Source organism: Mesorhizobium sp. (genome assembly GCF_024509055.1).
Taxonomy (GTDB): Bacteria; Pseudomonadota; Alphaproteobacteria; order Rhizobiales; family Rhizobiaceae; genus Mesorhizobium.
Window position 1 is genome coordinate 1 of sequence record NZ_JANINM010000564.1, and the last position, 7,817, is coordinate 7,817.

Annotated in this window: 9 protein-coding genes; 6 read left to right on the forward strand and 3 right to left on the reverse strand. The window is 60.8% G+C overall.

The features are described from left to right. Positions 1–254, forward strand: a 254-nt coding sequence (locus tag Q0L57_RS34115) for an enolase C-terminal domain-like protein (protein WP_366940977.1), incomplete at its 5' end; no start/stop codon positions are given. Between the two features lie 14 nt (positions 255–268). On the opposite strand, the gene Q0L57_RS34120 is transcribed toward Q0L57_RS34115, so the two are convergent. After that, positions 269–922, reverse strand: coding sequence for a glutathione S-transferase family protein (locus tag Q0L57_RS34120; protein WP_296747676.1), 654 nt, complete (start codon positions 920–922; stop codon positions 269–271). 208 nt (positions 923–1,130) lie between these two features. On the opposite strand from Q0L57_RS34120, the gene Q0L57_RS34125 reads away from it, so the two are divergent. Both Q0L57_RS34125 and Q0L57_RS34130 read left to right on the forward strand, forming a co-directional pair. Further along, positions 1,131–2,150: an NAD-dependent epimerase gene (locus tag Q0L57_RS34125; RefSeq protein ID WP_296747678.1), complete on the forward strand. Its 1,020-nt coding sequence runs from the start codon at positions 1,131–1,133 to the stop codon at positions 2,148–2,150. 32 nt (positions 2,151–2,182) lie between these two features. Next, positions 2,183–2,620, forward strand: a complete 438-nt coding sequence (locus Q0L57_RS34130) for a VOC family protein (RefSeq protein ID WP_296747679.1) — start codon at positions 2,183–2,185, stop codon at positions 2,618–2,620. A 47-nt stretch (positions 2,621–2,667) separates the two neighbouring features. On the opposite strand, the gene Q0L57_RS34135 is transcribed toward Q0L57_RS34130, so the two are convergent. Together Q0L57_RS34135 and Q0L57_RS34140 are read right to left on the reverse strand one after the other, a co-directional pair. Continuing rightward, positions 2,668–2,973, reverse strand: coding sequence for a LysR family transcriptional regulator (locus Q0L57_RS34135; RefSeq protein ID WP_296747681.1), 306 nt, complete (start codon positions 2,971–2,973; stop codon positions 2,668–2,670). A 14-nt stretch (positions 2,974–2,987) separates the two neighbouring features. Beyond that, entirely contained in the window at positions 2,988–4,130 is a 1,143-nt protein-coding gene (locus Q0L57_RS34140) for a GlxA family transcriptional regulator (protein ID WP_296747682.1), read from the reverse strand. Between the two features lie 262 nt (positions 4,131–4,392). Between Q0L57_RS34140 and Q0L57_RS34145 the strand changes: the two genes are divergently transcribed. The 3 genes from Q0L57_RS34145 to Q0L57_RS34155 form a co-directional block, all read left to right on the forward strand. Further along, positions 4,393–5,301 carry a LysR substrate-binding domain-containing protein gene (locus Q0L57_RS34145; RefSeq protein ID WP_296747683.1) on the forward strand — a complete coding sequence of 303 codons (909 nt, stop codon included), beginning with the start codon at positions 4,393–4,395 and terminating at the stop codon, positions 5,299–5,301. Between the two features lie 489 nt (positions 5,302–5,790). After that, positions 5,791–7,332, forward strand: coding sequence for a trimethylamine methyltransferase family protein (locus tag Q0L57_RS34150; RefSeq protein ID WP_296747685.1), 1,542 nt, complete (start codon positions 5,791–5,793; stop codon positions 7,330–7,332). 129 nt (positions 7,333–7,461) lie between these two features. Then, positions 7,462–7,817 (forward strand): glycine betaine ABC transporter substrate-binding protein (locus Q0L57_RS34155; RefSeq protein WP_296747687.1); only part of this gene is annotated, 356 nt, incomplete at its 3' end.

Sequence of the window (7,817 nt, forward strand, 5' to 3'; positions counted from 1 at the left end):
AGTTCGGCCTGCCGGTCTGGCCGCATGCCGGCGGCGTCGGCCTTTGCGAATATGTGCAGCACCTGTCGATGATCGACTATGTCGCGGTCTCAGGCACCAAGGACGGGCGGGTGATCGAGTATGTCGACCATCTGCACGAGCATTTCCTGGAGCCCTGCGTGATCCGCGACGCCGCCTACATGCCGCCGGCGCAGCCGGGCTTCTCGATCGAGATGAAGGCCAAGTCGATCGAGGATTACCTGCACCGTGGCTGACGACCGCGCCAGCCTTACCGGCCAGCCGATGCGGCGGTGAAGACCGCCAGTTGGGCGTCAAAAGCGCGCCTGAAGGCTGGCCGCGCCTCGCCGCGCGCAACGTAGGCGGCGAGGTTCGGATATTCGTCCAGCAGGCCCGATATGTTCAATCTGCGCAGCACCGTCACCATCAGGAGATCGCCGGCGCTGAAGCCGCCGTCGAGCCATTCGGCATCGCCGAGGCGCGCTGAGAGCTGACCCAGCCTGTCGCGGATGCGATCCTTGACCAGGGGCAGGCGCGCCTCAGTCCAGCGTTCATTGGCCTCCGCGAACTTCGCGACCTGCAGCTCCAGGATCGGCGCCTCGACGGTGTTCAGCGCGCAGAACATCCAGCCGATGGCGCGCGCCCGGGCGTTCGGCTCTTGCGGCAGCAACCCGGCGTGGCGTTCCGCGATGTGGAACACGATCGCGCCCGTCTCGAACAGGACGAGGCTGCCTTCCTCATAGGTTGGGATCTGCCCGAATGGCTGCAGCGCGCGGTGTGCGGGTTGCTTCATCTCTTCAAAGGAGACGAGACGGACATCGTATGGCTGGCCCACTTCCTCGAATGCCCAGCGAACACGCATGTCGCGGGCCTGCCCCTTGCCGCGATCTGGCGAACGTTCGAAGGCTGTGATGATGGGAAGCATTCGGAGGCTCCGGGCGGTTGCATAATCAGAGGACGAACGGTCAACGCCTTTCCCGACAGCGTAGCTCGTTTTCTTTGGAGCGTATCGTGGCGGCCGCCGGAGGAGGCGAGAGTTCGCCTCCTCGGCGGTTCGGTTCGTCCGCTCGACCTCGCCGCCGAAAAGGTACAATAGTGGAGCCTGCAAACGCGATTAACACCAGGGGTGTTCGTTGACATCGAGCAAGCCGATATTGGTCACCGGGGCGGCCGGCTTCATTGGTTTTCATCTCTGCCAAAGGTTGCTTGCCGACCGGAGGGAGGTTGTCGGCCTCGATTCCGTAAATGAATACTACGACATCAACCTGAAGCGGGCGCGGCTCGACCGGCTGGGCAAATACCGGAATTTTCGGTTCGAGCATGTCGACCTCGCCGATCGGGATCGCATCTCGTCACTGCTGCAGTCAGTTGCGCCGGAGATCGTCGTCAATCTCGCGGCGCAAGCCGGCGTGCGCTACTCGCTGATCAATCCGCATGCCTATGCGGAAAGCAATCTCAGCGGTTTCCTCAACATCCTTGAGGGTTGCCGGCACGCGTCTGTCGGGCATCTGGTCTATGCGTCGTCCAGCTCGATCTACGGCGGCAGCACACGGATGCCGTTTTCGGTCCACGACTCGGCGGACCATCCCTTCAGCCTCTATGCCGCGAGCAAGAAGGCGAACGAGCTGATGGCGCATACTTATAGCCATCTCTTCGGATTGCCGACGACCGGCCTCCGCTTTTTCACGGTCTATGGGCCATGGGGGCGACCCGACATGGCCTTGTTCATCTTCACCAAGGCGATCCTTGCGGGCGAACCGATCGACGTCTTCAATTATGGCGACATGCAACGCGACTTCACCTACATCGACGACATCGTCGAGGGGCTGGTTCGCGTCATGGAGCGTCCCGCCACACCCAATCCGGAGTGGAGCAGTTCTGCGCCCGACCCCGCGACCAGCAGCGCGCCCTTCCGGGTCCACAATATCGGCGGCAGCGCACCGGTTCAGCTGAACCGGCTGATCGACGTGCTGGAGGAGGCCTTGGGACGAAAGGCAATCCGCAACCTCATGCCTCTCCAGCCGGGCGACGTTCCGGCGACCTATGCCGATGTCGGTTCGCTTGAAGCGGCGACGGGATTCAAGCCGGAGATACCGATCGAAATAGGGGTTCCGCGGTTCGTGGAGTGGTATCGGGAGTTCTATCGGGTATGACGCTGGGCGACCCTTGATTGGAGATTGGAAACATGGCGCTCAAGCGGATGGACAACATCGGAATCGTCGTCGAAGACCTTGGAGCGACGATTGATTTCTTCCGCGAACTCGGGCTCGAGCTCGAAGGGCGGGCCATGATCGAAGGAGAATGGGCCGGACGGATCACCGGACTGGGCGATCAGCAAGTCGAGATCGCCATGATGCGCACGCCGGACGGTCACAGCCGGCTCGAGCTCTCCCGCTTCCTCGCGCCGGCTATCGTCGCGGATCACCGCACTGCCCCGGTCAACGCCCTGGGCTACCTGCGCGCCATGTTCACCGTGGACGATATCGATGGGACGCTTGAGAGGCTCCGCACGCGCGGTGCGCAGCTCGTGGGCGAAGTAGTCCAGTACAAGGACGCATATCGGCTATGCTACATCCGTGGGCCTGAAGGGCTTCTCATCGGGCTCGCTCAAGAACTCAGCTGAGTAAAATACGTTGACGGGCTTTCATTGAAGAAAGCAAGATCAATGACTTAGCTGATCTTTGCAATGCGATCCGCTTGGGGTGGCCTGGAAATCCTTGCAAGCCCTTCCTCCAACTCGTCAAATCCTGACCTGACGAAGTGGAAGAGCAGAACGGCTTGCTCAGTCGGCATGAGCCCGTTCGACCGCCGATCGAAGAGCTTGATCTGAAGCATCTCCTCCAGCGCCCTTATCTGATGACCGACGGCTTGTGGGGTCACTTCCAACTCGCCTGCCGCCTCACATAGCTTTCCGCGCCGCATTACGACGCAAAACGCTCTCAGCGTGTTCAGCGGAGGAAAATCGCGACGGCTCATGATGCTTGTTTGGTTTAGCAGACTGGGTCCGCCCGGCAGCCGCCAAGCTCGACGGCACCTTGGGGTCGGCGGCCATCGTCGGCCGTTTCATAAGCGCGGTACTGCCATCTGCTGGCTGCCGCACGAACTGAATTCGGACTTTCGCCGAAGTGCTCGCGGAAAGTCTTTGAAAAATGCGAGGGAGATTCAAATCCGCACGCGATCGCGATCTCGAGGATTCGAAGATCGGTGGAATCCAGTAGCTGTCGGGCTCGAAAGAGCCTGAGGTTGAGATAATGGCGACTGGGAGAGACGGATAGATAACCGCGGAACAGTCGCTCCAGTTGACGACGCGATGTGCCCATCAGCTTGGCAATGCTGTTCAGCGAAACCGGCGTCTCCAGATTGCCTTCCATGACCCGAATTGCACCGATCAGCTTGGCGCTGGTTCCAGCGAGGCGCAGGCTCGCCGGCGTCGCCAAGGAACGTGTCCTGTCGCGGAGATGATCAGCGGTCATGTATCGGCATACTGTCGCCGCCAGTTCCTGTCCGAATTCCTTTTCGATCGTGTCGATCATCATGTCGAAGGCCGCGAACCCGCCAGAGCAGGTAACCAATGCGCCGTCCCGCACGAAGAGCGCTGTCTCGACCCTCAAGTCTTCGAACTTCTCGGACAGAGCGGCCGCCTTGTGCCAGTGGATGGTGCACCTGGCGCCGGCAGGGAGCCCTGCCTTGGCGAGAAGCCAGGCACCGGTGTTCACTCCGAAGAGTGTGGTTCCGCGCCGGGCATGGAGCCGGACAAGCGACAACACCGACTGCAAGCCGAACTTTTCGACTTCGTCGGCCGCGCAGATAACCAATGCATCGCAGATTTTGCCTGCGTTGACGGCTGCGCGCTCGGAATCCACGGATGCGGCTACGCCGATCGGTATGCCGCTCGAACAGTAGACTGGCTCGCTCGAAAGCCCCACCAACCGCCATCTGAACAGCTCGCGGCGGGCTAACATGTTCGCCAGTCTCAGTGGCTCGATGAGCGACGAAAGGCAAACCTGGGAGAATCCGGGGACGACCAAGATTGCCAGATCGTAGCAACGTGCGTTCGAAAAGGGAGACGCGCCCAACCGAGGGTCGATCAAATTGGCACCAAAGAGATTCGTGTTGTTGCTCACTATGTTCATTGGTCGATACCAGGCGCCGTGGATTGGCTGGGGTTGGAGGTATCCTGGCGCTAGCAGGCGCCCGCGCCGTGCGATCCGTCTCCGATCGCCTACCTTGACACCAAACGGTCAAGTCGAGGTCTGAGAACCGGATCGGGCGCCATCGTGAATTCTCTCTGGTCGGAGCCTTGGCCAACGGGTAGCCTCTTCAACGAAAGAGGATTCCGCCACATTCTCCCGGGGTAAAGAGCAATTAGATTCATGGAAATATGAGCCACGATCGATGAGCTTTCGGCAGTTAGTACCGTCGCTGCATGGATTGATTTTGTTCGAGGTAGCTGCTCGCCATCTGAATTTTTCGACGGCCGCCAGCGAACTGTCGATCACTCAGCCAGCGGTAAGCCATGGCATCAAACAGCTGGAGGGGACGCTGGGCCATCCCTTGTTCCTGCGGGAACACAGGACGCTCAGCCTGACGACCCAGGGAGCGCGGCTCTATTCCGCCGTTTCAAGCGGTCTTGGAACCATCTCCGAGGCGTTGGCCGAGATCACAAACGATTCACTCCAGCGGGACAAAATCGTGGCAGGCGTTTCAGCAGTGCTCGCCACGGAGTGGCTTTTGCCGAAGCTGGGAAGTCTGCGCCAAGATTATCCCAATTTGCAGATTGAAATCCGATGCCTTGACCGCGACCCGGATCTGCCGTCCTCGAGCATCGATCTGCACGTTCGTCTCGGCGACGGAAATTGGCCCGGGTGCACCAGCGTGCGGCTCTGGCCGGAACACATTGTTCCTATTTGCAGCCCGGAATTCCTCGAGCGACATGGCCCGTTCGACTCGATCTCAGAGTTGGTCAGCGCGCCGCTGATCCACTATGTCGATCCCTACCGGTTCAGGCCTGGTTGGGGCGATTGGCTGAGGGCGTTGAATTTGCCGGTGCCCCCGAATTTGCCGGTCGCCTTGGAAGTCAACGACATGCTCCTGGCTCAGAAGGCGGCGGAAAGAGGGGAAGGACTCTTGCTCGCACAAAGGCCGATCATAGATCAGGCGTTGGATACGGGACGGTTGAGGATCGCCTTCGATTGCCCTCTCGAAACTGGGCGTCATCACTATGCGGTGATGCCTTCAGGAACCGGGATCCGCAAAGCCGTCACTCAATTCCGGGACTGGCTGCTAGCCAATACTCCTCGCTAGACTAGACCCTCCGATACCGCGGTCTGCCGATCGACGGCGCGCGACCGGTGCCGCGCTGACGATATAGCCGGCTGATCGCCACCGCGTCTGCGCTTATACATCCATGAATCGAATTGCCCTTTACCATTTGCCGCCGCGACGGAATCCTTAGCGCGAGATAGCCGTACAGGCGGATGGCGCGTCCAGTTCGCGGCGACAAATGGGTTAGCCGCCGACTACGCCTCACGTAAGCCGAGCACAGGACCGGAGAGGGAGATCATGCCGCTTTCAGCGACAGCGGCTGGCCAGCATTGCTTTGCCTATTCCCAAGCTAGCCAGTGCCTGCGTTGTCTTCTTCAGTGAGGCGCCGGCGCACGAGAATTCGATCGTGAACAAGGTCTTTGGCATGCCCGATAGCGAAATGGTTCATTCCAGCCGTCTCGGTGACCAACCGATGTGCAAGCGCAACGTCCGCGCAGCCACGACACAGATCTCGCGATGACATCGGCGATGACAGCTGTCGACACTTCCTCGACACGCCGCCGCGGCGGCCGCTCATCGGTGGTTGCCGCACGCATCGGCGAGACCAGGCCCCGTCTATCGACGCTGAGATACCGGATCCGGCCCGTCGAGGTCGTCAGTGCCGAGCAACTGGAGCGCATACATCAGGCTTCGCTCGCAATCCTGCGCGAGATCGGCATTGATTTCAGGGATGAAACCGCGTTGCGGCAGTGGCGCGAAGCCGGCGCCGACGTGAGGGGACAGCGCGTTCATCTCGACGGCGACATGGTCATGAGCCTCATCGCCAAGGCGCCACGCGGCTTCGAAATGACTTCCAGGGATCCAAATCAGCGTGTCGAAATATCGCTCGATACGATGACGTTCGGCACCATGCAGGGTGCGCCGAACATCCGCGATCTCCAGGGTGTGCGCCGCTCATCGACCATCGACGATCTTCGAAACATGAACCGGCTTACCCAGATGCTGCCGGGGTTCCATATAGCCGGCGGCTTTACCTGCGAACCGACCGACATCGCGGTTCCGTGGCGCCATCTGCACATCAATCATTCCAGCCTTGTGGAAACCAACATGCCGTATTTCGGCCTGACCACGGGCCAGGAGCGCGCGGAAGATTCCATTGCGATGGCGCGCATCGTGCACGGCAGGGAATTCCTCGAAAACAACGCCGTGATCGCGGGGCACGTGTCGGGCAACTCGCCGCTCGTATGGGATGCCACGATGCTTGAGGGACTGCGTGTCTACGCGGAAGCCAACCAGGTCGTGTTGCTGTCGCCGTTCGTGCTTGGCGCTGCCAATACGCCAGCCGACATTCCGGCCACGGTCGCCCAGTTGAACGCGGAGGCGCTTGCCGCGTTGGCCTACACGCAGCTCGCCGCGCCCGGCGCGAAGATGATCTACGGGCAGTACTCGGTCTCGGTATCGATGCGGAGCGGCGCGCCGATGTCGGGCATGCCCGAGGTCACGTTGATGAACGCCATCATCGGCCAGCTTGCGCGCCGTTACGGCCTTCCGTGGAGAACCACCGCATCGCAGTCTTCGGCAAAGACATTCGACGCCCAATCCGGCTATGAATCGGCGATCGCCTACATGTCTGGAGCTAGCGCCGGCGCGAATCTGATGATGCATGCCGGCGGATGGGATGAGGCAGGCCTTGTTTGCTGCATGGCCAAGTTTGTAGCCGACGCCGAGCAAAACCTCCTGATGGCGAAATACGCCGGGGGAGTTTCGTTTGACCACTTCGACGACGCGCTCGAGGCGGTCCGACGCATAGGGCCGGGTGGCCATTATCTTGGCGACGCATTCACGCTCAAGCGTTTCAAGGACGCGTTCATCGCGCCTGAGATGCTGGACTATCTGAGCTACGAGCAGTGGCGGGTTCAGGGCTCAAAGGAGATGCCCCAGCGCTGCCGCGAAAAAGCGCAAGCGATCATCGCCGGCTACGAACAACCATCGATGGATCCGTCGGTTCGCGAAGAGCTCGACGCGTTCGTGGCGAAACGCCAGGAGCAGATTTCGCCAAGCCTAGCCTAGGCGGCCGGCGCGCAGGAATAACATGGCTGCGTATGGTTTTCACCGGCGCGGCGTCCGTGGTCTCACCGAACAGCGTGGGTTCGGTGTCGGTTAATCAACACACCACGCATTGAGTGAGGAGAACAAGAAATGAAACGATTGCTGTTTCCTGCCGTTGCCCTCGGCGCTTTGCTGAGCGCCGGAGCCGCAAACGCGGCCTGCGGCGACATCACGCTGGCTGTCTTCAGCTGGCAGTCGGCTGAGGCCATGTCCAATGTCGACCAGTTCATCCTGAAGAACGGTTATGGCTGCAACGCAACGACGGTTGCGGGCGACACCGTGCCGACGATCACAGCCATGATCGAGAAGGGCCAGCCGGATATTTCTTCGGAATCGACGCCGAGCCTGCTGGGCGACGTCTACGCGAAGGGCGCCGCCGAGGGGCGGATCAAGCAGATCGGGACGGCGATCAGCGACGGCCAGGTTTCGGGCTGGTACATTCCGAA

What these genes read in the sequence shown, in the direction of transcription:
- Q0L57_RS34120 (WP_296747676.1), bottom strand. Translation starts at nt 922, where the DNA reads ATGCTTCCCATCATCACAGCCTTCGAACGTTCGCCAGATCGCGGCAAG.
- Q0L57_RS34130 (WP_296747679.1), top strand. Translation starts at nt 2,183, where the DNA reads ATGGCGCTCAAGCGGATGGACAACATCGGAATCGTCGTCGAAGACCTT.
- Q0L57_RS34135 (WP_296747681.1), bottom strand. Translation starts at nt 2,973, where the DNA reads ATGAGCCGTCGCGATTTTCCTCCGCTGAACACGCTGAGAGCGTTTTGC.
- Q0L57_RS34140 (WP_296747682.1), bottom strand. Translation starts at nt 4,130, where the DNA reads ATGAACATAGTGAGCAACAACACGAATCTCTTTGGTGCCAATTTGATC.
- Q0L57_RS34145 (WP_296747683.1), top strand. Translation starts at nt 4,393, where the DNA reads ATGAGCTTTCGGCAGTTAGTACCGTCGCTGCATGGATTGATTTTGTTC.
- Q0L57_RS34150 (WP_296747685.1), top strand. Translation starts at nt 5,791, where the DNA reads ATGACAGCTGTCGACACTTCCTCGACACGCCGCCGCGGCGGCCGCTCA.